The organism is Diaphorobacter sp. HDW4B (assembly GCF_011305535.1).
Taxonomy (GTDB): Bacteria; Pseudomonadota; Gammaproteobacteria; order Burkholderiales; family Burkholderiaceae_C; genus Diaphorobacter_A.
The window spans coordinates 166098-186728 of sequence record NZ_CP049906.1 but is presented as its reverse complement, the minus strand read 5'-3'; the positions used below and the strand labels follow the sequence as shown (position 1 = coordinate 186728).

The following is a 20631-nucleotide window of genomic DNA, read 5'->3' as shown; positions in this document are numbered from 1 at the left end:
CGTCAAATTCGCCTGAATAGGGACTCGTGCAGTCCAAGACCGGGAGGATGGTCTTACCCGAGGCCCATGCGCCTCAAAAAAGCCTGCTCAAAGAATGGACCTGTTTGAAGCGGCAACGCGATCCGCGCGCGCAGCCATGGTGAGATGCTCCAGCAGATTGCGTGCGGAAAACGACAACGTCAGCTTGTCCCTGACACAGAGGACAAAGTTGCGAGCCGCCCATTTTTCGTCGAGCGCAATGGCCTGCAGTCCATAGTTTCTGATCCATGCATGCGCTGATTCAGACGGAACAATGGCACATGCCAGATTGGCGGCGACGATGCGGCAGGCGGCGTCATACGTGCGCACGAAAATCGACGTTTGGAGTGCTTTTCCTTCTGCAATGGCGAGCCGTTGTTGAATCTGATGGACCAGGCTGCCACCTTGCAGTGCTGCTCTCTCGTAGGGCAACGTGTCCAAAAAAGTCACACTCGTTTTATTGGCCAGTGGATGATGCTTGTGTACCAACAGGACAAGTCGATCCTGCCGGTAAGGGATGGTCTCCAAATGGCGGGTTCCTGTAAGGTCCCAGCAAATGCCGATATCTGCGCGACCTTCCTCGACACTTTTGGCGACATCGGTCGAAATTCTTTCGTCGATGCAAACCTGTATGTCCGGTTGGCTCTTCTTGAACTCGGCGATATCCTCCGGCAGAAAAGACGTGAGCGCCGACATGGTGGATACCACACGAACTCGGCCGCCGCTGCTCAAGTTGAATTCCGTCAGATTGGCCTGGATCCTCTCCATCGACTGGAGCAGGGCGCGTGCTGCGGGGAGCAGTGACTCCCCCGCGACGGTCAGTTGTATGACGCCTCGGCTACGCTCCAGAAGAGGTGTGCCGATCTGCTGCTCCAACGCTGTCAGCCGTTTGCTCACCGCCGAGACCGTCAGGCATTCACGTTCCGCAGCCTCGGTGAGACTGCGGTGCTCACAGATGGCGACGAACAATTGAAGAGAAACGGGATCCAGCATTCCTGACATGGGAACCCATTTTAGGATGGCGTTTGCCTGATCCTTCAAAGTGTTTGGCGGCATGTGGATTTGCAGTCGGTGTACATGGCTGTTGAAGCGATGCCGAAAACTTTGCACCGAGAGCTTTCGGCATTCAGGGTTTCAGAAGTTGTGGCGTATCCCCAGATCCACGCCATTCATCGATTGGTTCTTGCCCACTTCAAAACCTGCGGCGTTGAAGGCACCTCCATTGCGGTTGCTGATGTGCGCGACTGTGCCGTAGAGCGCAGTTCGGCGCGAGAGGTGGTGGACATATCCCAGGGCCCATTTGCGGCCGCTGGGCTCTTCCGAAGAGCGCACGCGGATGGTCGAGTAGGAGGCTTTGATCTCTCCGGAGCCCAGCCGGTAGTTGAACCCACCCAGCCAGCCCCGGTAGTTGATTTGACCGTAGCTGTCGTTGTTGGCGCTGAAGATGAGCGCCAGATCGTTCATTACGCGATAGTTCACCGCGACGTTTCGGTAGATGACGCTGGCGTCCTTCAACTGCGTGTTGGCGTAGGCGAGCGCTGCCAGCATGCCCGCATTCTCGTACCCAAGGCGCATGCCGCTTCCTGTGCCATAAGAATCACCCGCACCTTCGCCAAACCAGTGCTGCACCTTGAGGTCAAAAGCCGATGCGATCTTGGGCGTGAGATAAGCGATGCTGTTGGAGACTCTGACTCCGTCACTGTTCTTGCTGCCCGAATAGTTCAGCCCAATGCCGATGCTGATCGCAAACGGATCGAACTTGGCCGAAAAGGTTTCGTAGGTTGGCGACCAATCCCGACCGGCCTGAACGGTTCCATACGTGCCTTTGACACCAAGAATGGCACGCCGATCGAATGCCATGCCGCCACCCGAGCTGGCGGTGACGTGTGGTTGGTTTCTTGTGTTGGCTGTATTGAATTTTCCTTCATCAGCCGACATGCCGGACTCCAGCCAGAAGAAGGTTTGCAGACCCGGGCTGATGACCTCGGTGCCACGCAGCACGAGTTTGCTTGTGGTGTTGCCTCCGCTGAAGAGGCTGGACTTCGAAGTTCCCGCTCCGTTGAGGTGCTGAAGCCCCATGTCCATGGTCCCCGAGATCGTCAATGAGCCTTGTGCATGGGCGATGGCTGCCACGCAGAGCAACGGAGCGAATGCAAAATTTCTGTTCATCATAGATATCCAAATTCGTGAGATGTCCAATGGCTCCGAACGATCGGTACGGCTGTTTTGGGCAACAGTCATTCCTCCACAGGGTGTGGATGAATCGTTCGAAGGATGAGACGTGGTCTAGTGGCGCAGGCGGATCGCAGTGATCACGGGCTTGCGGTGGAGTGCTCGGGCCAGAGTTGCGCGACTACCGGTCCGTGGGACGCGTAGGCAAAGCAACTGTCGATCTTCAAGGGCCGGCCGTTGTCATCGACTTGATGAGGTTGCCCGAGTCGCAGCATGGTCAGCGACTGGAAAGCGACCGTCGCCAGAGGATTGAGCAGTTCCTTCAAATGCGTGCATCGAGAGGCAGACGGCAGGCACTCGTTGACGGCGCGCGTCCAACCCTGCTTCATGCTCAATCCGATCAGTGCCTTGAAGGGCTTGCCTCCGTCAAAGCATGCCGGATAGGGTGCATCGTGGGTGAAGGTTTCGACGTCATGCACTGTCATGTCCGTATCGAACACCAGCCTCACGCCCATGTCATGCGTTGCACCGTATGCGAGAACCGTACGGCCACTCCAGGGGGTCGTGAATGCGTGCGGCTTTCGATCCGACATGCGAGCCTCCACTTCGTAGAGTCCATCTGATCGCTGATACCCTTTGAGCTCTATCTGGCGCGTGTGTATCTCGACTCGCTGGACACCGTCACTTGAAGCTGCGTGGGTGTTGGCTTTGGGCTCCATGCTCATGCTCCTTGTGTTCAGATCACGAATAGACCGGTGGGCGCTTCTCTTTGAAGGCTTTCACCGCTTCGTGGTGGTCTGCCGTCTTGTGGGCAATGCACTGAAACGCCGCCGAGAGTTCCAGAATGGAATCGAGTCGGGCATGGATGGCCTCCTTCATCAAGCGCTTGGTGAGCCGCACGCCATGCGATGGGTGTTGAGTGATGCGCAGGGCCAGCGCGTTCGCTGCGGACATCAATTGATCATGTGGAACTACCTGGGACACCAGATTCCATTCAAGTGCCTTGGCGGCATTGATGACGTCGGCAGTGAAGGCCAGTTCCGCAGCGCGCGCCATGCCGATCACTCTAGGCAGCAACCATGCGCCGCCGTCGCCGGGGATGATGCCCAGTTTGATGAAGCTTTCAGCGAAAACGGCCTTGTCGGATGCAATGCGGATGTCGCACATGCAGGCGAGATCCAGTCCGGCGCCCATGGCATGACCGTTGACTGCGGCGATGATCGGCACTTCGAGATTGAAGAGCGCATTGCTCAGACTCTGGATGCCTTTGCGATACCAGTGCCGGATCGTCATTTGCGCCATCTCGGGTGATGCCTGATCCTCGATGGTCTGGATATCGCCGCCTGCAGAAAATGATGGCCCGTTGCCCGTGAGGATCACGCATCGCACGCTGGGGTCAGCCTCGATGCGCTCGATCGCTTCATGAAAATCCGCCACTGCGTCGTTGCCGGTAAGTGGATTGCGTTTGTCCGGCTGGTTCATGGTCAATGTGACCAGTGCATCGTTTTGTTCATACAAGAGAAAATCGCCCATTGGGAAGTCCGTTCGTTGGTGAGGTTCCGCTGCACCGATTCGCATGGAATGGCGGTCCAGCGTGTCTGCCGGTTGGTAATTACTCTGGCTTGATGCCCATGTTGGTGGCGGCATCGCGATAGTCCTTGATGCGTGCGGCAAGCGAGCGTGCAACGGTTGCTTCGTCCTCGTACTGAGCGTCCAGGAACGAACTCTGCATGGCTTTGGCCTTGAAACTCGGAGCCTCAATGGCCGCTTTGGCGGCTTCGGAGATCTTTGCCTTGATCGGAGCCGGTGTGTCCTTGCGCAGCGCCAATGCGTAGGCAGGGCCTTGGATGCGCTGAAACCCGAGTTCTGCAAACGTCGGCACGTTGGGATAACTGGGGCTGCGCTCTTTGCCCGAAATGGCATAGAAGCGCACACGGTCTTTGACGGTGTGGGCCGTGGTTTCCGACAGGAAACCCCATTGAATCAGACCGGATGCGAGATCCAGAGCGTACGGGCTGCCGCCTCGGTAAGGAACATGTTCCATCCGAAGGCCGAGTTCATGCATCAGTGTGAGCGACGGAAACCGCACCGTGGGGGCGGAAGCACCATAGCTGAACTTGCCTGGCTCGGCCTTGATGGCTTTGACCAGTTCGCCGAAGGTGGCATACGGCGCGCTGGCGGGACCTGCCAGAATGTACTTTCCCTCTGCCATGCCTGCGATGACTGTCAGGTCTTCGCTGAGATTGATGCGCAGATCCTTGCGTGTGATCGGCAGCAAGGCCAGACTATCCAGTCCCACCAGCACCATGGTGTGGCCGTCCGGTGGAGATTGTTTGATGACATGTTCCAGTCCGATGAGCTGTTCGACACCGGGCTTGTTGTCCACGATGATGGGCGACTTGAGTGACTTGCCCATGCCGTCGGCCAACATCCGCGCAAGAATGTCTGTCGGCGAACCGGGGGTGGCTGGCGCGATGATGCGAATGGGCTTGCTCGGGTAGCTTTGCGCATGTGCGACTTGCGCGGTCATGCCGACAATGAACAGGGACGCCGCGAGTGCCCCCTTGAGTTTCGATTTCCACATGTTTGTCTCGTTGGTTTAGTTGTGCAGTGTCATGCAGGTAATGGCCCGAGAATCAGACTACGAGCTGAGTCTCGGGGTCTCGGTACTGTGGGCTACATGACGCCTTGCTCGGTCAGTTGAGCAATATCGCTCGACGTCAGGCCGACGCGGCCATAGAACGCCGCATTGTCTGCACCACGTGTCCCGCCTGCATGGCGTATGTGATGCTCGCGACCAGGGAACTTGGGAACGATGCCTTGCATGGTGAAGGTTCCCAGATCCGGATCCTGCAAGGTCACCAGATCGTCTCGTGCGTGATAGTGAGGGTCGTTCATGATTTCCTCCGCACTGTAGATCGTGCTGTACACGGCGCCTGCATCGATCAGATCGCGTTCCAGTTCGGTGAAGTCGCGCTGGCTGGCCCAGTGCGTCAAGTGCTGGTCACAGCCGGCAAGGAATTCCTGAATGGTCCTGGTGTCGTGACCGAGCATGATTCCTGCGTCGATGGTGTCCACCATTGGCTGGGCCTTGGCTGCCACCAGAATGCGGCGCATGGTATCCGGGCCAACGGCGGCAACGATGAAGAACCGACCGTCCTTGGAGCGATAGGTGTTTCTCAGAACGCCGTGTTCACCCAGATAGTTGCCTGGACGGGTCTGCACATGTCCTGTCTGCTGCAAAGTGGGAATTTGGGTGGGGATGATGCGAAACAGACCCTCAAAGAGCGCCACATCCACCACTTCAACGCTGCGGTTGTCCGGGTTGCGAACCTTGTCCATGCGTGCGGCCAGTGCTCCGATCACGCCGAAGAGCGAGGCAACCCCATCAGCCAGCGTGGTGGATGGAAAGGTGGGCGGACCGTCCGGAAAGCCATTCATGTGAGCGAACCCACTCATCGCTTCTGCGGCTGTGCCAAAGCCTGGGCGTTCACGGTAAGGCCCTGTTTGACCATATCCGCTGATGCGCACCATCGCCAGATTGGCGCCGGCCTTCTCGAGGTCTTCCGGACCCAGACCCCACTTTTCCATGGTGCCAGGCCGGAAATTCTCCACCAACACGTCGAAGTCCTTGATGATCTTCAGAAACAGATCGCGTCCTTGCGGACTCGACAGATTCAAGGTCACGTACTGCTTTCCGCGCTGGGCAATCTTCCACCACATGGAGTGCCCATCGCGCTTGGGAAGCATCGTTCGAATGGCGCTGCGTTGTGGGTGTTCGATGGAAACGACTTCTGCACCCAGATCGGCCAGAATCGCACACGTGTTGGCGGCCGCGTACTGGTGGCCGATATCCAGCACTCGAAGCCCGGAGAGAATGGCTGGACGTTGGGCCTTGGTTGGATTGTGAGACATAGGATTTGCTTTCTTGGAATCGGTGGCTTCCATCGTCATTGGGCGTCGACCACCACGTTGCGCTGAACCAGCGAGTCGACCTCGGAATCGCTTTTGCCCAGCAGCTCCTTCAGCACGGATCGCGTGTTTTCCCCCAAACCGGGAGAGCGTATTGCCTGGTATTCGCCCCAGGCCTTCACGCGCATTGGGTTGCGGACAACGCGCACAGCAGCCTCATCTGATCCCGTTGGCATGAGCGAATTCAGATGTCGAACCTGATCGCTGTGAATGGCATCGTGCAATTCATAGACAGGGCTGTTTGGCACATCCGCCTTGGTGATCACCTCAGTCCAATGTGTTCGCGGCTGGGTGATGAAAATCTCCTGGAGCTTGGCGGTGAGCTCGGCGCGGTGCTGCAGTCGTGCGGGGTTTGTGGCGTACTTGGCATCAGTGATCCATTCGGGATGTCCAAGGGCATGGCAGAGGTTGACCCAGAAGCCTCGTGTGAAGGCGCCGATCATCAGGTACTCGCCATCGGCACAGATGAATGCCTGATACGGCACGATCTGCGCGTGACCCCGGCCCAGACGGGCTACCTGCGCTCCCATGTCAGCCACAGAAGGGATGTAGTTGCTCATCATGTTCAGTGACGCTTCCAGCATCGCCACCTCCACGTGCTGCCCCTCTGGATGCTGTGCTCTGGCAAACAAGGCTGCCAGGACCCCCGACAGCATGAACAAGCCGCTGGAGAAGTCGGAGATCGGAGCGCCGATGCGCACGGGCCCGCCGCCCACTTCTCCGGTGATGCCCATGAGCCCGGACACGCTCTGCATGATGATGTCGTTGGCCGGCCGATCCACCCATGGCCCTGAAGAGCCAAAGGCAGAAATCGACGCGTAGACCAGTCCGGGGCGCAGCGCCTTGAGAGCATCGAAGCCCAGACCGAGACGGTCCATCACGCCCGGCCGGAAATTCTCCAGCACGACATCGCACTGCTTGACGAGCTCGCGAGCCAGCACGATGCCTTCCGGCGCGGTGAGGTCAATGGCCAAGCCTTGCTTGTTGCGATTCAGACTCACGAAATAGTCGGAATCGTTGGGTGCACGTGCGGGAACGGGGACACCCATGGTGCGCGCTCCGTCACCTCCCTTGGGTTTCTCGATCTTGTAGACCTGAGCCCCCAGGTCGGCGAGAAACATGCTTGCAAAGGGGCCCGCGGCCGCGTGCGTAAAATCCAGCACGCGGACGCCAGCGAGAGGCTTGCTCTCATTGGACTTCTGAGACATGGCAGAACTCGCTCAAGGCTTGTCTGTCGTGCAATCGATCACTTGCGTGCCCAGTGGCTTGCCGCGCTGTGGCAGTGCGATGACACCAGTGCCCGGCATGATGTTGTCGCCACGTTGGTTGACGCTGTCGAACTTGCATTCGACATATCCGATGCCGCTCTTGCCTATCCATTTGGCAGTGATTTCACCGCGAATGCGCAAGGTGTCCCCGACAAAGTTCATGCCACGATAGAACGGATGGCACTCCGCTACCCAGCCGTCATCACCAGCCCAATTCGTCATGAAGTGGGATGCCCAGGCACCGCGTTGCGAACCGTAGTCGTAGGCGTTGGGCATGCCGATCTCGGCAGCCATGTAAGGATCCCAGTGCACGCGTTCGACGGCTTGAGGAATGCGTGTATCGGGGTCCTTGACAGCCACCTTGGGAGATTGCCTGCGGTAGGCGAGCCAGTGCTGCCCGCTGCGAATGTGAGGTGAGCCAATGCCCATCATCCAGGCAATCATGTCGGACACCGTCAGCGGCCCACGCACGATCGGCTGCATCTTGTCGCCGACTTGTACATCTTCCCAATAGCGAGTCGTTGCCCCACGAACCTCTTCGGCGGCGATTTCGCGATCGATCTGCTCGATTTCTTCGTCCGTGTAGCGCGCCTTGGCGATGTCGGCGTACTTGCCCTTGGACTTTCCAGCTTCGCGTTCACCGCGGATGAAGGACATCACGCAAGTGGCGACCAGCTCGTCGTTCTGGTTGTAGAAATGGATATTGTCGGTTTGCAGGAACTGACGACCACCTGTCCAGCGACCCTTTTTCTCTTCGATCGACGCCGGCACTTTGGTGGCATGCACCACGTCGCCTTCAAACATGGGGCGATAGTAGATCCAACGATCGCTGGAATGAAGCCCGTGAACTCCAGGCAATCCCTGGCCACGTCGCAGATCCCAACTACCCCAGGCCGCTCCGTAGAAAAGCGCGGGTGGGGCAATCATTTTTCCAAAACGAGACTGCTGTGCGTGCGCGGGATCCAGCCACAGAGGATTGGCGTCACCGATGGCCCGAGCGACATGCTCGATACTGTCGCGATTGATATGACGCAGGTAAGGTTGGTTGATTGGATAGACCTTGCCTTGTCGGGCGCGGATCTTGTCGAGCTCGACCTCGGTAATTTTTCCGTATTCGCTATTGGCTTCCATCACGCTGGCTTCTGACATTCCATATCTCCTTTTGGTGGTCACAAGTTTTCAAAGTCCCGGGCCAATTCCCTTGCAGGTGATTGGCTTGAGACAACGAAAATTCATGACCTAGAGCTTAGGTTTGGCAGGCTGTGTGTGGGTTGACGTTTGGGCACGCACAACTTGCTGAGAAGGAAATGGTCGTGCATGGACAGTGCACGTCAGCGATGGTGGGAGAGTGCAGGTGCTGGACTTAATGCATCAGCTGCGTCTATGGATTTCCACGGCTGGCTGGAAGTGGAATGTGTTGACGCGACGCTCAATATTCCTCGCGCAGGCATTGGGGAGGGAGCATGGGCGTCAAAAACAGCTTTGCTTCGTTCGACAAGCTCATTCAAGCCGTTTTCTCTGCATTGCTTGCCGCAGCGATCTGCTTCATCTCGTTGAGGTAAGCCTCCTGATTCTTGCGCATGCGCTCGACTGGGCCGGCGATGGACAAGGCCACTTTGGCGTCGCCGATCTGCAGAGGAATGCCGAATGCCAGCACACCATCATTTCCTTCTTCCTGCACGCTGTACCAGCCACGCTCGCGTTGGCCTTTGACGTTTTCCTCCAGGACGTTGGGGTCGACGATGGTTTCGGGCGTCACCTTGCGCAGGGGCTTCAGGCGCAGTTGGCGGCGCATTTCTTCATCGTCAAGGCTGCCCAGGACCGCCTTGCCGAGCGCGGAGGCGTGCAGCGCAATGCGCTCCCCTGTGCGCAGCACATAGCGCAGATGGTGCTTGCCTTCTGCCGTTGCCAACACCTTGACGGCGCCATCGTCGAGCACGGCGCAGAAGGCGGATTCGCCAGTTTTTTCGCTGAGCAGTTCCACCATTTCCATGCTGGCCATGTACAGCGGGTCATTGCGTGAGATGTCCAGCGCAATCGAATAAAGCTTGCCAGTGGGATAAAAGCGCCGCGTCTTGGCGGTGCGCACCACATATCCGGCTTTCATCATGGTGTGCAGCAGGTCTGAGCAACTGCTGTCGGCCAGGTCCAGAAATCGCGCCACATCGGATACGGACAGCTCGCGCTTTTCGCGCGCAAATACTTCGAGGACCGCCAGGGTCCGGGCACATGCGGGTACGTCTGCGGGCACACCAACTCCTGATTCATTTCTTGACGATAGGTCGGATTCTACTTCGTCTGGTTGTTTGCATGCCCAACTGGGAAAGTCGATGTCGTCAGCGGGAAGCCGTGGCATCGATATGTACCTAGGGATTTCCAGAACTCATGGAAATACTGTCACCTTTGTCGTTGACACGTCGATCTGCAAACCTTAAATTACGACCAATCGTTGAATAAAACGATATTTCGTTGAAATAAGGCAGAGGAAATTCAGGAGCAACATGGAACTCAATCTTCAAGGGCGCGTGGCCCTCGTCACAGGATCGGGCAGCGGCATTGGCCGCGATACGGTGTTCAAACTGGCCGAGGAGGGATGCAAGATCGTCGTCTCCGACATCAATGCCGGCAGCGCCCACGAGACGGCTGAAGACTTGCGAAAAGCGGGGCACGAAGCCATCGCCGTGGCGTGTGATGTGACCAGCGAAGACGAAGTGGCGCACCTGGTGGCGCAGGCGCAGCAGCAACTGGGTGGCATCGACATCCTGGTGAATAACGCCGGTATCGTGAAGGACGGCTACCTCACCAAGATGACCGAGCAGTCCTGGGACAGCGTGGTGGACATCATCCTGAAAGGTGCCTTCCTGTGCTCGCGCGCCGTGCTGCCGCAGATGATGGAAAAGAAGTGGGGCCGCGTGATCAACATCTCGTCGCGCTCGCTGTTCGGCAACCCCGGGCAGACCAATTACTCGGCAGGCAAGGCAGGTCTGGTCGGCTTCACCCGCGCTCTCGCACAAGAGCAGGGTCGATTCGGTGTCACCGTGAACGCCGTTGCGCCGGGTTTCATCATGACGCCGGGCATGCGCAATTTGCCGCACTTTCCGAAGTTGCAGGAAGCCGCCACCGCCAAGGTTCCCGTCGGTTTTCTGGGCGAGCCGCGCGACATCTCCAATGCTGTCGCGTTTCTTGCTTCGGATGTGGCGCGCTACATCAGCGGCACCACGCTGTTTGTCACCGGTGGCCGCTATTCGGGCTGAACCCCCTTATTCAAGGACAACTGAATCATGATGAACTTTGATCTCACCTCCGAGCAGCTCGAACTGCAGGGCCAACTGCGCCGATTCATGCAGCGCGAAGTCACTCCGCTGATCGACGAGTGCGAAGCCAACCGTCGGTTCCCATTTGAACTGTTCCCCAAGCTTGCCGAGTTCGGCTTCATGGGCGGTGTGCTGCCCGAGTCGGACGGGGGTTTGGGCATCGACTATGTGACCTGGTCGATGATGTTTGGCGAACTGGGCTATCACTGGCTGTCGTTGCGCACCATGCTCAACTGCACCAACGTGCCGATGCTGATGCTGGCCAACAAGGGCACGCCCGAGCAGAAGGAAAAGTACCTCCAGCCGCTCATCGAAGGCAAGAGCTCCATCTTCACGGCCATCACCGAGCCGAATGTGGGCTCGAACCCTGCTGCCGTACAGACGCGTGCTGAGCTCAAGGGCGATCACTATGTCATCAGTGGTCGCAAGCTGTGGATCAGCAACGGCCTGTGGGGTGACATCGGCATCGTCGTTGCACGCACCTACAGCCCGGATTGCGATGGCAAGCTCTCGCTGTTCATTGTGGATGCCAAGGAGTCGCCGTTCGAGCGCCGCTCTGTGGAAACCATGGTGCTGCGCTGCACCGGCACAGCCGAGCTGGGCTTTTACGATGTGAAGGTGCCGCGTGAGAACTTGCTGGGCGAAGAAGGAGAGGCCATGCGCGTGACGCTGGCGGGTCTCGATGCGGGACGCCTGCACATCGCACACGGTGCGGTGGGCGCGGCGCAATCGGCACTCGATCTGGCGACCGACTTCGCGAAGAATCGCGTGCAGTTCGGCAAGCCGATCGGCAGTTTCCAGCTCGTGCAAAAGCACATTGTTGACATGACCATGCGCGTGAATGCCGCACGTGCACTGGCCTACCAGGCGTCGTGCGCCATGCAGCAAGGCCGGGCCACGATGGAATGCGCCATCGCCAAGCTGTATGCCACCGAGGCTGCACACGAAGTGGCGAACATGGCACTACAGGTCCACGGGGGACAGGGATACGCGGTGGGCTACCCCATCGAGCGCATCTTCCGTGATACGCGCGGGGGCACGATTCCCGAAGGCACGACGGAGATCCAGACGCTCATCATCGGGCGCAGTCTGCTCGGCATGTCGGCCATCGTCTGAGGTATTGCATGTCACAAGAACAGAACATCGATTCAGCCCGGCGGGCGCTGGATGACATCGCCCCCGGCCACTACTTCTGGGAAGACCTGCCCATGGGCTTCAAGTACCGGACGTCCTCGCGCACCATTACCGAAGCGGACATCGTCTCGTTCGCCGCATTGACGGGTGACATGAACCGCGCTCACGTCGATGACGAAGCGGCCCGAAGCGGTCCGTTCGGTCAACGGATCGCACACGGTCTGCTGGTGGTGTCGTACATGGCAGGGCTCAACACCCGCACCATCATCAACCAACTGCTGGAGCCTTCCATGTTGGCGCTGTTGGGCACGGAGTGCCGATTTCTCAAGCCGACCTTTGCAGACGACACGATCACGGTGGACATCGAAGTGGTGGAGGCGCGTCCTTCGTCCAAGCCCGATCGCGGGGTGGTGAAGTTTCGGCGCAGCGCTGTGAATCAGCGTGGCGAGGTCGTTGTCGAATGCATGGTGAGCATGCTGTTCAAGCGCAGGGAGGCGGTATGAACATGACGGATAAACCCAGTCTTTTTTCGGATCTGCATCTTCTGTTCAATCCGCGCTCGATTGCGCTGGTGGGCGCGTCAAGTCGCAGCGACAGCGTGGGCGGACGTACGTTGGAGAACCTGCTGGATGTCTCCAACCTGAAGGGACCGCTCTATCTGATCAACCCCACCAAGACGGAAATCAGGGGGCTTCCCTGCTATGCGTCGGTACGCGATCTGCCCGAAGCGCCCGATGTGGCCATCATCACCGTGCCGGCCAAATCGGCCATCGCAGCATTGGAAGATTGCGCGGCGAAGGGTGCCAAGTTCGCCATCGTGCTGACTTCCGGGTTCGGTGAGACGGGCGAAGCGGGCAAGCAAGTCGAAGCGCAGATGCGCGCCATCGCCGAACGCAGTGGCATGCGCATCTATGGTCCGAACTGCCCTGGCCTCAACAACATCAATGCCAAGATCGGCATGTCGTTCTCGCCCGCCTTCCGTCTCGATTTGACTCCCGGCCCCATTGGTCTGGCAACGCAGGGCGGTGGCTTGGGTCGCACCGTCATGCAGTCCATGGAACGCGGCATTGGCGTGGCGGCTTGGGCGTCTTCCGGCAATCAGGCGGATCTGGAGGTGAGCGACTTCATCCACTACATGGCCGATGCACCCGATGTGAAGGTCATCATCACGGTGATCGAGGGCTTCAAGAGTGGCGAGAAGTTCGTCGCGGCCGTGCAGCATGCGGCCGCCAAGGGCAAGCCGGTCGTGGCACTCAAGGTCGGCAAGTCGGAGTACGGCATTCGCGCGGCGCAGTCGCACACGGCCTCCATCACAGGGTCAGCGCAAATCAACAGTGTGGTGCTCAAGCAGCTCGGTGTCATCGAAGTGGACGACATGGACGAGCTGGTCGATACCGCATGGTTGCTGGCTCGTCAGCTCCCGACGGGCAAGGAAAATCTGGTGATCTACGGCCCCTCGGGTGGTGCGGTCACGCTTGCGGCAGACAAGGTCGGCAGCGCGGGGTTGAAGCTCTCCGAATTCGAGCCACGCACGACTCAGCGCTTGCAAGCGGTGCTGCCGGACTATGCCGCCATCGGCAATCCGGTGGATGTGGGAACGGAAATCTTCACCAACTCACGCCTCGTGGATGACACGTTGGAAGCCATCGTCCAGGATCCGGATGTGGGTTTGGTGCTCTACACCTTCCCGCTTGACTACGGCAAGGTCATGCGCGACAACGCCGAAAGCGCGGTGCGCGTGCAGGCCAATACCGATGTGCCGATTCTCCCCGTGTGGATGAGCGATCGTCTGGGCGACGGTTATCACGCGCTGGTGAAAGCGGGTCTGGTCCCATCCCGTTCTCTGAACAATGCGGTAAAGGCCATTGGGCATTGGATCGAGTGGGGGCGCTGGATGAAGCAGCGCGATCCTGCATTCGTTCCGCAGCCTGTCAGCGAGCCACGCACTGGCGCAGCAGCTCCAACGCGCACTTTGACGGAAGCCGAAGGCAAGCAGTTGCTGTCGGATGCGGGCATCTCGTTCATGGACCGTGCGGTGGCCGCCAATGTCGATGAGGCCGTGCGTCTTGCAGACAAGATGGGCTATCCCGTGGTCGCCAAGATCGTGAGTCCGCAGATCGCTCACAAATCCGAAGTGGGTGGCGTGGTCGTGGGGCTGGCCGATGCGCAGGCAGTGCGCGCGGCATGCGAAGGCATTCTGAACTCGGTGAAGGAAAAGGCTCCGCACGCCAGCATCGATGGTTTGCTGATCGAGCGCATGGCTGGTGCTGGCGGCATGGAAGTGTTCGTGGGTGTGCAGCGCGATGAAGTGTTCGGCCCGATCATGAGTTTTGGTCTGGGCGGCATCTATGTGGAAGTGTTCAAGGACATCAGCCGCCGCATGCTGCCGCTCACGCCATCGACATGCGAGGCGATGGTGCGCGAGGTGCAGTGCTTTCCGCTGCTCGACGGCGCACGCGGCAAGCCGAAATGTGATCTCAGGGCCTTGCAGGCGCTGCTTCTCAAGGTGTCGGAATTCGTCATCGCCAACCCTCATGTGCAGGAAATCGACCTCAACCCGGTCTGGGTCGGAACCCAAGGTCAAGGCGCGATCCCGCTGGATGCGGTTGTGATCATCGAAGAGTCAGTCAAGAACACATCGGAGTAAAGAAACATGGCAGTCAAAACAGAAATCGGCTACACGACGCCCGACGTCATCACGGTGCGCGGCAAGAATCTGTCCACGGAGATTTTCGGGAATTTCGACTTCATCGACATGATCTACTGGCTCAACTTCTCGCGCATGCCCGAGCCGCGCGAGAAGGCCATGGCCAATCTGATTCTGGTCGCAGCCGCCGATCACGGCCTCACGCCCAGCGCACTGTCGGCACGGCTGACCTTTCTGGGTGCGCCCGAGTCGGTGCAAGGCGCGGTTGCGGCAGGTCTGTTGGGTGCTGGCAGCCGCTTTTTGGGAACCGTCCAGAACGTGGCCGAGATGTACAAGAAGGGCGCTGCTGAACTGGACGACAACGCGAGCGACGAGGCCGTGATGGAGTGCGCACGCCAACTGGTGCGTGAGTACCGCGCGAGCCGCACGCCGATCTCGGGCCTTGGTCACAACATCCATGTGCACGGCGATCCGCGCGTTCCGGTGCTGCGTGACATCTCCGAACAGCACGGCTATTTCGGCAAGCACTGGCGCCTGGCACTTGCCATCCCCGTGGTGTTGGAGCAGGAGCGCGGCAAGCGTCTGCCTTTGAACGGTGCGGGCGCACTGGGCGCGATCATCGCTGACATGGGTCTGGATGGCATCTTCGGCAGAGGACTGATGCTGGTCGGTCGCGCCGCAGGGTTGGTCGCCCACATCCGCGAAGAAGTCGAATCGCCAACGGGACAAGAGCTGTGGGATCTGGTGCTCGACCAGGATCCTCGCAACGTCAAGGCAACCAGCGGTTATTGATTGAACGACATGGCACCACTTCAAGGCATCCGTATTCTGGATTTCACGGAGCTTCTGCCGGGACCGTTCCTGTCGCAGAACCTCGTGGAAATGGGCGCAACGGTGATCAAGGTCGAACGTCCTCCGCATGGCGACAACGCACGTCTGATGGCTCCCGGTGTGTTCCACGCGGCCAACCGTGGCAAGGAAAGCATCCAGATCGATCTCAAGTCGGCTCAAGGGCGCGAGCAGGTTGAGCAATTGCTCCAAACCGCGGACGTCGTGCTCGAAGCCTATCGTCCCGGCGTGATGAAGCGACTCGGTTTGGACTACGCCTCGCTCAGCGCCAGGTATCCCAAACTGATCTACGCTTCACTCAGTGGCTACGGTCAGACAGGAGTGCGAGCCTTGTGGCCCGGCCACGACCTCAACTATCAGGCGGCCAGCGGCGCGCTCGTGCTGTCCGGTCTGCCCGATGGCAGACCAGAGCATGTCTTTGGGCTGCCTGTGGCGGACCTGTGCGGCTCCATGTACGGTCTGAGCGCCGTGCTGGCAGCACTGTTCCAACGCGCCCAGACAGGCAAGGGCCAGTATCTGGACGTGGCCCTTGCGGACTGCCTTGCGCACTGGATGAATCCGCGTCTGGGAAGCTTTGCAGCGCAAGGTCTCGACACCGTGGCACAGCAGCGCAAGGATGTGCTCGACAAACCTGCCTACGGCGTTTTCCGCTGCCAGGACAACCAGGAAATCACGATTTGCGCGCTGGAAAACCATTTCTGGCAACGCCTGGTCGACGTGTTGAAGCTATCGGAATTCGCGGCCCCGGCGTTCATGGATTATGAGCACCGAGCCCACCATGCCAGCGCAATTCGGAAGGCGATTGCAGAGCGTGTTCAGACGATGGGCAGTGCGGAACTCCATGCCGCGCTGGTGGCCGCAGATGTGCCTGTCATGCTGCTGGTGCGGCCGTCCGGCTTGCTGCGGGAAAGCGCCGCAGCCGGTCGCCAATTGCAGGCGCATGACGGGAGTGGATTTCTGCGCTTTCCCGTGCAGCTTGCCGGCATGTCCGACGTGAGCGGCAGCAATACGGCAGCGCCATGAACACGCCCATCATTCCGCCCCTGCCTGCAGGCGCGTATCGGCACACGCTGCTCGAACGAGTGGTGCACGGTCAGGCATTCGAGCAAGCCGTTCTGGACGAGGTGCTGATGGTGGACGCCAAGCGGGTGCTGGTCATTGCCTCACCGCGAGCGCAGGAATCGGAGACGTTGCATCGACTGCGCATTGCGCTTGGAGATCGCCATGTGGGCGACTTCTGTGGTGCGCTGCCGCATGTGCCAGTGCAATGCGTTCGCGAGGGTGCTCTCATGGCGAATCGACTCAATGCAGACCATCTGGTCGCATTCGGTGGAGGCTCGGTCATGGATGCAGCCAAGGCGATCGCGCTGCTGGTGCAATCACGCAATCCAACGGATATCGCGCCATTGCTCGCTCCTCAGAACCTGAGTCATGTCGATCCGAGCCGACATGCCGCGGGCGATGACCCATGGTTGCGCATCACCGCCATTCCGCAGACCCTGTCGGCCGCCGAGTTCACTTGGTTCGCAGGCGTGAGCGATCCCGATCGCAAGATCAAGAACATCATCGCGCATGCGGCGATGACACCACGCTGCGTGATTCTCGACCCCGCGCTGACGTTGGAATTTCCGTTGGCAACTTTTCTCGCGAGCGGTGTGAAAGCCATCGACCATGCGGTGGAAAGACTCGTGTCGCTCACCAGTCACCCGATGTCGGATGCCTTGAGCATCCACGCTCTGCGCATGCTTTCACAAGCGCTGCCCGTGGTGCGCAGCAATCCGGACGACCTTCACGCGCGCCAGCAATGCCAACTGGCATCTTGGCTCTCGATCGCGGGCGGTGCTGCTGGGGTGAAGACTGGCGCGAGTCATGCACTCGGCCATGTACTGGGCGCGCATGCGGGCATTGCACATGGCCTGACCTCATGCGCGCTGCTGGCTCCCGTGCTTCGCTGGAACGCCAGTTCCAACCACGCTCAGCAGTCGCACGTGATGTCGGCTATCGGCGAATCACATGCGGATCTCGGCACCTGGGTAGAGCAACTGGTGAAAAAGCTGGGGCTGCCGACACAACTGCGTGAGATGGGTGTCGCAAAAGACGAGCTACCCGATATCGCGCAGAAAAGCCTGCATGACCCTGGCATGCGGCACAACCCACGCCCTGTACGAAGTGCATCCGACGCACTGGAGATTCTTCAAGCCGCTTGGTGACACCACGCGAGCGCGCTTGGCATCCGACTTCCCACCCGTGAAGACTTGACTATCAAAAAAGGAGACATTTGAATGAAGAAGCTTGTTTACTCTGCTTTGTTCCTGCTGGGCATGGCTCAGTTCGCCACCGCGCAGACCTATCCGGATAAGCCGATCACACTGGTGATCCCCTATACAGCCGCAGGCATCACCGACACTTCTGGACGCCTTGTCGCCAAGAAGCTGTCCGAACGTCTGGGTCAACCCATTGTGATCGACAACCGTCCGGGCGCAGGAGGTGCGGTCGGTGCCGAATACGCATCGCGCGCCAAGCCCGACGGGTACACGCTGTTCATGGGAACGCGCGGAACGCAAGTCACCAATGCGATGATCCAGAAGGACGTGAAGATCCCTCCCGCGAGCGATTTCGCATCGGTGTACGGATTCATCGATGCGGCCACGGTCATCGTGGTTCGTGCCGATGCGCCCTACAAGACCCTGGCCGATCTGGTCGCCTATGCGAAGGCCAATCCCGGCAAGCTGAGTTACGGAACGGCTGGCAATGGCTCCGCTGCCAATCTCACGGGTGAGCTGTTCCAGGACGTCGCCGGAATCAAGATGACCCACATCCCCTATCGCGGCAGTGCGCCGACCGTGCAGGATCTGCTGGGCGGTTCGATTCCGGTGGCGTTTGACTACCCTGCAACCACCGCCAACTTCATCAAGTCGGGACGCCTGCGTGCGCTGGCCGTCGTGTACGGTGAGCGCATCAAATCGCTGCCTGATGTCCCCACTGCCGCTGAAGCAGGAATCAAAGGCGCGGAATCATCCAGCTGGATGGGTATCTTCGCGCCCGTCAAAACGCCCAAACAGGTCGTGGAGCGTTTGAGCAAGGAGATGGGTGCGGTGATGCAGGACCCTGAAGTGCAGCAAAAAATTTCCGACATGGGTGCCATTCCGCTGCAGGCGGACAGCAAGGGACTGGACAAGTTGATCGATGACGATCAGAAGCGTTGGTCCGAAGTCCTCAAACGCGTGACGATCAGCTCCAACTGATGACTCTTGTGCGCGGGCCGATGAAATCAGGGATTTCATGCCCGTGCTTTTAACTGTTGGAGGCAGATTCATCATGATGTTCGATATGGACCAACTGGATCTGGGCCGCAGCTACAAGCTGTTGTCCTCCTCCATCGTGCCGCGACCGATTGCCTGGGTGGTCAGCCAGGATGCCAATGGCGTCGCCAACGCCGCGCCCTATTCGTTGTTCAACTTCTTCGGCGGACACCCGCCTGTCGTGTGCATCGGAATGGGCCGTCCCAAAGGGCGCGACAAGGACAGCTTGGCGAACATTCGGGCCACGAATGAATTCGTGATCAACATGGTCACGGCATCGCTTGCCCAAGCCATGAATACAACGGCCGTACCGTTTCCGGCAGGCGTGGATGAACTCGAGAAGGCAGGAGTCGAAACGGTGCCCTGTACACGGATTGCAGGACGCCGTATCAAGCAAAGTCCCGTGGCACTGGAGTGTCGGCTTATGCAGATCATCGATGTGCAGCCATCATCAGCCATCGTGATGGCGAGCGTTTTGGCCATGCACATCGATGACGAGCATGTCAAAGACGCAGAGCGCTGTTATATCGACGGCTCGCGCTTTGATGCGATCGGTCGCATGGAGAGTCCCGGTTGGTACACCAAGACGGGAGATCGCTTTGTCATGCCTCAGCTGTCTGTGCAGGAGTGGGAAGCGCTGGACGACAAGCTTCAGAACGTATGCATCACCCCCAGATGAACTCCGCGCAGGCGCTGGCCTTGAATATCTGAAGCGCTCGTGATGTTGGTCTTGGGCGTACCTGACCCCGACATGCGAAAGCCTCCATTGGGGCCGTTCTTCAAAGTGTCCACCACGGTGTAGAACATGGTGCGCTTGGAGATGTTGTAGAACGCGCCCACCGAGCCTCCGACGGCGTCGCGCCCGCTGTTGGAGGTATCGTCGATACGCCCCCATGCTCCGCCTATTCGCAATTGCGGCGTGAGCATGTAGTCTGCCGAGATTTGGTAGACGTTGAAATAGCGGCGCGCGTCGGCGCTGGTGCCGCTGATCAGACCGCCTCCGCTGGGTGCGCCGCCAGTGGGGTTCAGCAGAAAGCCGCTGGGAACGGCCGAGGTGCTGTTATTGCTGCGAACTCCGGCGAGGTAGACCGTGCCATCTCCAAATTTCCAGCTCGCGTAAGCACTTTGATAGACCACGGCCACATCAACCGTGGCGTTCTTGGGCGGGGCCTGACGCAATGCGCCGTATCCGATCTTGAAACGATCATCGGAGTAATCGATGAAGGCCTGATACGTGACCTGACGATTGGAGCCATCGGCAGCTTCAGGAAGGGCGGCATGTGCTTCCAGCATGACGCCGCCGATGCGTGGCGACAGATAGCTCAGGTCGTTGTCGTAGCGTGTGGAGACCGGAAAGGTGTTGATGATGGAGCCCAGCGCGCGGCCCGTATAGTCCATGTTGTCGCCTCGCACCAGAAATGTGGAATTCTGGCGACCTGCTCGAATTTCACCATAAGGGGTGACGATTCCTACCCAGCTTTGGCGATCAAAGAAGCGCCCGCTGGTGTCTCCGGCCACTCCGGTGTCTGCGCTGAGCCCGCTTTCCAATGTGAAGCGAACACGGTATCCGCCGCCCAGATCCTCGAAACCGCGCAGGCCGAATCGACTTTTTTTGTATCCACCATCTTCCAGCGCCTTCACGGATGTGCCGGAGCTACTGCTCAGGTAGTTCACGTATTGGTCAAGAATGCCGTAGATCGTGACGGAGCTTTGTTGTTGTGCATGGGCGCTTGAGCAGCCCAGCAGTGCTGCAGTCAAAATGCTCAGTGCCAGATGGCCCTTGGCTTGCGATACGGTGTCGCGCATGAATGTCTCCTTCGGTTCTTCTGAGCTCGCACAGCGCGCGATCAGCGGCAATGCAGCGTTTGAAGGAAGCAAGAATATTCACGCGGTCGTCATGGGCCTACGCACAATTGCAAGGTTCGCTTGGACTTTTGTGGTGTTCAGGGTTTGCA

General features: G+C 59.1%; 19 protein-coding genes. 9 read left to right on the top strand and 10 right to left on the bottom strand.

Features of this window, described 5'->3' with window-relative positions:
- Positions 1-87 precede the first annotated feature (87 nt).
- The 9 genes from G7048_RS25710 to G7048_RS25670 all read right to left on the bottom strand — a co-directional run bounded on the left by G7048_RS25710 (position 88) and on the right by G7048_RS25670 (position 9681).
- A complete protein-coding gene (locus G7048_RS25710) occupies positions 88-1074 on the bottom strand; it encodes a LysR substrate-binding domain-containing protein (RefSeq protein ID WP_166071326.1) in 987 nt (328 codons plus the stop codon).
- Between the two features lie 78 nt (positions 1075-1152).
- Positions 1153-2190: a porin gene (locus G7048_RS25705; protein ID WP_166071325.1), complete on the bottom strand. Its 1038-nt coding sequence runs from the start codon at positions 2188-2190 to the stop codon at positions 1153-1155.
- Positions 2191-2330: 140 nt separating this feature from the next.
- Entirely contained in the window at positions 2331-2909 is a 579-nt protein-coding gene (locus G7048_RS25700; protein WP_166071324.1) for a DUF2889 domain-containing protein, read from the bottom strand.
- Positions 2910-2931: 22 nt separating this feature from the next.
- Positions 2932-3723: a crotonase/enoyl-CoA hydratase family protein gene (locus G7048_RS25695; protein ID WP_166071826.1), complete on the bottom strand. Its 792-nt coding sequence runs from the start codon at positions 3721-3723 to the stop codon at positions 2932-2934.
- 79 nt (positions 3724-3802) lie between these two features.
- Positions 3803-4774, bottom strand: a complete 972-nt coding sequence (locus G7048_RS25690; protein ID WP_166071323.1) for a tripartite tricarboxylate transporter substrate binding protein — start codon at positions 4772-4774, stop codon at positions 3803-3805.
- Between the two features lie 92 nt (positions 4775-4866).
- Positions 4867-6105 carry a CaiB/BaiF CoA-transferase family protein gene (locus G7048_RS25685; RefSeq protein WP_166071322.1) on the bottom strand — a complete coding sequence of 413 codons (1239 nt, stop codon included), beginning with the start codon at positions 6103-6105 and terminating at the stop codon, positions 4867-4869.
- Between the two features lie 35 nt (positions 6106-6140).
- Entirely contained in the window at positions 6141-7370 is a 1230-nt protein-coding gene (locus G7048_RS25680; RefSeq protein WP_166071320.1) for a CaiB/BaiF CoA-transferase family protein, read from the bottom strand.
- A 12-nt stretch (positions 7371-7382) separates the two neighbouring features.
- Positions 7383-8579, bottom strand: coding sequence for a MaoC family dehydratase N-terminal domain-containing protein (locus G7048_RS25675; protein ID WP_166071319.1), 1197 nt, complete (start codon positions 8577-8579; stop codon positions 7383-7385).
- Positions 8580-8934: 355 nt separating this feature from the next.
- Complete coding sequence (locus G7048_RS25670; RefSeq protein WP_166071318.1) at positions 8935-9681, bottom strand: IclR family transcriptional regulator; 747 nt, start codon at positions 9679-9681, stop codon at positions 8935-8937.
- Between the two features lie 250 nt (positions 9682-9931).
- Here G7048_RS25670 and G7048_RS25665 point away from each other — a divergent pair, with 250 nt between their 5' ends.
- The 9 genes from G7048_RS25665 (at position 9932) to G7048_RS25625 (ending at position 19355) form a co-directional block, all read left to right on the top strand.
- Positions 9932-10684: an SDR family NAD(P)-dependent oxidoreductase gene (locus tag G7048_RS25665; RefSeq protein ID WP_166071317.1), complete on the top strand. Its 753-nt coding sequence runs from the start codon at positions 9932-9934 to the stop codon at positions 10682-10684.
- Between the two features lie 30 nt (positions 10685-10714).
- The gene (locus G7048_RS25660; protein ID WP_166071825.1) at positions 10715-11860 is read left to right on the top strand and encodes an acyl-CoA dehydrogenase family protein; all 1146 of its coding nucleotides are present in this window, start codon (positions 10715-10717) and stop codon (positions 11858-11860) included.
- An 8-nt stretch (positions 11861-11868) separates the two neighbouring features.
- The gene (locus G7048_RS25655) at positions 11869-12381 is read left to right on the top strand and encodes a MaoC/PaaZ C-terminal domain-containing protein (RefSeq protein ID WP_166071316.1); all 513 of its coding nucleotides are present in this window, start codon (positions 11869-11871) and stop codon (positions 12379-12381) included.
- Between the two features lie 2 nt (positions 12382-12383).
- On the top strand, positions 12384-14525 hold the full coding sequence (locus G7048_RS25650; protein WP_166071315.1) for an acetate--CoA ligase family protein: 2142 nt from the start codon (positions 12384-12386) through the stop codon (positions 14523-14525).
- Positions 14526-14531: 6 nt separating this feature from the next.
- Positions 14532-15317, top strand: coding sequence for a citryl-CoA lyase (locus G7048_RS25645; RefSeq protein WP_166071314.1), 786 nt, complete (start codon positions 14532-14534; stop codon positions 15315-15317).
- Positions 15318-15326: 9 nt separating this feature from the next.
- Positions 15327-16397 (top strand): CaiB/BaiF CoA-transferase family protein, encoded by a 1071-nt coding sequence (locus tag G7048_RS25640; protein WP_240933414.1) that lies wholly within the window; start codon positions 15327-15329, stop codon positions 16395-16397.
- On the top strand, positions 16394-17584 hold the full coding sequence (locus G7048_RS25635) for an iron-containing alcohol dehydrogenase (RefSeq protein WP_166071312.1): 1191 nt from the start codon (positions 16394-16396) through the stop codon (positions 17582-17584). Before G7048_RS25640 ends, G7048_RS25635 begins: the two co-directional genes overlap by 4 nt.
- Before the next feature lie 72 nt (positions 17585-17656).
- Positions 17657-18619, top strand: a complete 963-nt coding sequence (locus G7048_RS25630; RefSeq protein ID WP_166071311.1) for a tripartite tricarboxylate transporter substrate binding protein — start codon at positions 17657-17659, stop codon at positions 18617-18619.
- A gap of 73 nt (positions 18620-18692) precedes the next feature.
- Positions 18693-19355, top strand: a complete 663-nt coding sequence (locus G7048_RS25625; protein WP_166071310.1) for a flavin reductase family protein — start codon at positions 18693-18695, stop codon at positions 19353-19355.
- Here the strand turns inward: G7048_RS25625 and G7048_RS25620 are convergent.
- Positions 19328-20482 carry a porin gene (locus G7048_RS25620; RefSeq protein WP_166071309.1) on the bottom strand — a complete coding sequence of 385 codons (1155 nt, stop codon included), beginning with the start codon at positions 20480-20482 and terminating at the stop codon, positions 19328-19330. The genes G7048_RS25625 and G7048_RS25620 overlap by 28 nt on opposite strands.
- Between the last annotated feature and the right edge of the window lie 149 nt (positions 20483-20631).

Coding starts and splice junctions, on each gene's coding strand:
- G7048_RS25685 (WP_166071322.1), bottom strand. CDS start 6,105: ATGTCTCACAATCCAACCAAGGCCCAACGTCCAGCCATTCTCTCCGGG.
- G7048_RS25645 (WP_166071314.1), top strand. CDS start 14,532: ATGGCAGTCAAAACAGAAATCGGCTACACGACGCCCGACGTCATCACG.
- G7048_RS25695 (WP_166071826.1), bottom strand. CDS start 3,723: ATGGGCGATTTTCTCTTGTATGAACAAAACGATGCACTGGTCACATTG.
- G7048_RS25690 (WP_166071323.1), bottom strand. CDS start 4,774: ATGTGGAAATCGAAACTCAAGGGGGCACTCGCGGCGTCCCTGTTCATT.
- G7048_RS25660 (WP_166071825.1), top strand. CDS start 10,715: ATGAACTTTGATCTCACCTCCGAGCAGCTCGAACTGCAGGGCCAACTG.
- G7048_RS25675 (WP_166071319.1), bottom strand. CDS start 8,579: ATGTCAGAAGCCAGCGTGATGGAAGCCAATAGCGAATACGGAAAAATT.
- G7048_RS25700 (WP_166071324.1), bottom strand. CDS start 2,909: ATGGAGCCCAAAGCCAACACCCACGCAGCTTCAAGTGACGGTGTCCAG.
- G7048_RS25705 (WP_166071325.1), bottom strand. CDS start 2,190: ATGATGAACAGAAATTTTGCATTCGCTCCGTTGCTCTGCGTGGCAGCC.
- G7048_RS25630 (WP_166071311.1), top strand. CDS start 17,657: ATGAAGAAGCTTGTTTACTCTGCTTTGTTCCTGCTGGGCATGGCTCAG.
- G7048_RS25620 (WP_166071309.1), bottom strand. CDS start 20,482: ATGCGCGACACCGTATCGCAAGCCAAGGGCCATCTGGCACTGAGCATT.
- G7048_RS25680 (WP_166071320.1), bottom strand. CDS start 7,370: ATGTCTCAGAAGTCCAATGAGAGCAAGCCTCTCGCTGGCGTCCGCGTG.
- G7048_RS25635 (WP_166071312.1), top strand. CDS start 16,394: ATGAACACGCCCATCATTCCGCCCCTGCCTGCAGGCGCGTATCGGCAC.
- G7048_RS25640 (WP_240933414.1), top strand. CDS start 15,327: ATGGCACCACTTCAAGGCATCCGTATTCTGGATTTCACGGAGCTTCTG.
- G7048_RS25625 (WP_166071310.1), top strand. CDS start 18,693: ATGATGTTCGATATGGACCAACTGGATCTGGGCCGCAGCTACAAGCTG.
- G7048_RS25655 (WP_166071316.1), top strand. CDS start 11,869: ATGTCACAAGAACAGAACATCGATTCAGCCCGGCGGGCGCTGGATGAC.
- G7048_RS25665 (WP_166071317.1), top strand. CDS start 9,932: ATGGAACTCAATCTTCAAGGGCGCGTGGCCCTCGTCACAGGATCGGGC.
- G7048_RS25650 (WP_166071315.1), top strand. CDS start 12,384: ATGACGGATAAACCCAGTCTTTTTTCGGATCTGCATCTTCTGTTCAAT.
- G7048_RS25710 (WP_166071326.1), bottom strand. CDS start 1,074: ATGCCGCCAAACACTTTGAAGGATCAGGCAAACGCCATCCTAAAATGG.